Here is a 2460-nt window from a genome sequence, read left to right on the forward strand (position 1 = left end):
TGTATATTGCAAGTGAAAAGTTAACAGAATTGAAATTTAATTTTTAACTTTGTTGCTTTTATTCACTTTCTAAGAATTTTTTAGATTGTTGTAGACGGTAACTTGTTCCATTCATGTTAATGACATAGGATTGATGAGTAATACGATCGACCATTGCGGCTGTAATAATAGGATCATGAAAGATTTCATTCCATCTTGAAAAAGGTAAATTAGTGGTAAATATCGTAGATGCTTTTTCACATCGAGTTGAGATGAAGTTGAATAATAATTCTGCTCCCTCTTTATCAAATGAGATATACCCAAGCTCATCTAAAATTACCAGATGATATTTATCAAACTTCTTTTTTAATCGTTGTAAGACACGCTCATTCTTTGCTTCTTTTAATTCAATAATTAAAGTTGGAACATGAGCAAAATAGACATGATATCCCGCCTGACAAGCCTTAATTCCTAATCCGATGACGGTGTGACTTTTACCCGTTCCAGGATTACCAGCTAGAATTACATTTTGTTTTTTCTCAATAAAATCTAAGCTTTTTAAGGTTTGATAATGTTTTTGCGCTTCTAATGGTAACGCGTTGATATCAAGTTCTTCTAAATGTTTTAGATAGGGAAATTTAGCCGCTCGTATACGGGAATTCACACTATTTTGTTGTCTAAGTTCTACTTCATATTGAAATAGATTAAGCAAGAACTCTTCGTAGGATTGATGTTCGAGTCGGGCCTGTTCTAAGTGGAATGAAAAATTTTGATGAATATAAGGTAAGCGTAACGTTTTGGTGTAGGTTTTAATTAATTGATCCATGAGTTTTCTCCTTGACTATAAATTGAACTAATTTCAGATAATTGATGATAACAAGCTTGTTCAATAGGGGCCTCTAATAAATCTTTTGAGCCAGAAGGCTTTGAATTTAAATTTACTAAATAATTGACGATTTGATTATTTTGAATCGGTAAGCCTTGTCGCTGTAACCATTCAATCGCAAACTGAATTGTTTCGAGAGAATTTTGTTCAATGATTGTTAAGAGATAGATAAAATCTCGTGGATTTGTGTTATAATAAGTTTGGAATATGTTTTGAAGCCAGGGAGTAGCTTGTTTGAGAGCCAAGCTATGCGCAATTGCCCCAGGCTTCTTTTTTAATGTCGCTAAATAGTGATGAATATCAATATGATAGTGATGACGTCCAATTAAGCGTTTCGCCTTGAATAAAAAGCGATCCTGATAATACACTTTAATCTGTTGAATGTTTTTCCGTACCGTCACCTCTTTACCAACCAAGTAATCCGGAACAGAATAAAAATTTGAATCTACATGAATTAAGCTATATTTATTCACTTTATAAGTTGAAGTTAAATACGTATCAAGTGGGACCCGATAAGGAAGTAAATGTTTCTGTTCTTGTGCAAATACCGCATCTGCAGATTGGTTTGTCTGCTGTTTTACTTTTTGATTTTCACGAGTTGTTGCGTCTAAAAGTGCAGTCACTGCATCTGCAATTGTTTTGAAACGATGACATTTACTATAAGCTTTTCGACGAATTAATTCAACCGAACGCTCAACATGACCTTTTTCATGTCCACTATAGGGATTCGTATAACGAGCCGCATAACCATAATAATTCGTTAACTTTTTAACCGCTTCAGTAGGTTGCCTTTCTCTCCCAGCTAAATAGGCCACTTGAACGCGTGCATTGTCATAGACCACTTCAGTTGGAACGCCTTGAATTTCTTCAAAGAAGCGAGTATGAATATCAAGAAAAGCCTCTGTATTTTCGTGTGAGTACAGATAAGCAAATCGCTTATCACTGTATTTTAGATTAAATACCCCGATTTTAAAGCGACGATCAGCTCCAAGTTCATCAATATAAAGAGTCACATCTCCCCAGTCAAATTCAGCCACTTGTCCAGGTTCATAAGCCTGTCTAATAAAGGCTTCTTTTGATCGTTGAGTTTGTTTAGCGATATAGGCACAGACTGATCGATAACTAATATCTATTTGATTTGAAATCAACCATTCATAAATATCTATATTTTTCATGATGAGTTTACGTTTGCCTTGTTGAATCTTTTGTTTATTTTCTAATAAACAAGTATTAATCATTTCCTCCACATCAGGTGTTAACTTAAACCGTTGACGGTTACTAATATCGTACTTAGGCCTAGCCGATGAACGAATGATAATCTGTTCTTTTTCTTGAGTAGTTGTCGCTGATTCTAACTCTTTCAAATCTGTCTCATATTGCTTAATATACTTACTCACAGTTTGTCGTGTCATGCCAATCTCTTTCGCAATCTCGGTATAAGATAGACCTGTTAGATATAAGCGAATCATCTTTTCTTTTTTCTCCAATGTTAACACTCCTAACTCCTCCATATCTCTAGTTGATATGGATAATTTTATAAAAGAGATGTTAACTTTTCAAATGCATCCCCGTTAATTATTAGAATACTATAAACA

The 2460-nt window shown here is 34.1% G+C and carries 2 protein-coding genes; both read right to left on the bottom strand.

Annotated features, from left to right (window positions below; genetic code table 11):
• Positions 1–58: 58 nt before the first annotated feature.
• Positions 59–805, bottom strand: coding sequence for an IS21-like element helper ATPase IstB (istB, locus tag HMPREF9402_RS00450; RefSeq protein ID WP_009606156.1), 747 nt, complete (start codon positions 803–805; stop codon positions 59–61).
• Positions 793–2376 (bottom strand): IS21 family transposase, encoded by a 1584-nt coding sequence (istA, locus tag HMPREF9402_RS00455; RefSeq protein WP_274378236.1) that lies wholly within the window; start codon positions 2374–2376, stop codon positions 793–795. The genes istB and istA overlap by 13 nt, the downstream gene beginning before the upstream one ends.
• Positions 2377–2460: the final 84 nt, after the last annotated feature.

This window comes from Turicibacter sp. HGF1, assembly GCF_000191865.1.
Taxonomy (GTDB): Bacteria; Bacillota_I; Bacilli_A; order MOL361; family Turicibacteraceae; genus Turicibacter; species Turicibacter sanguinis.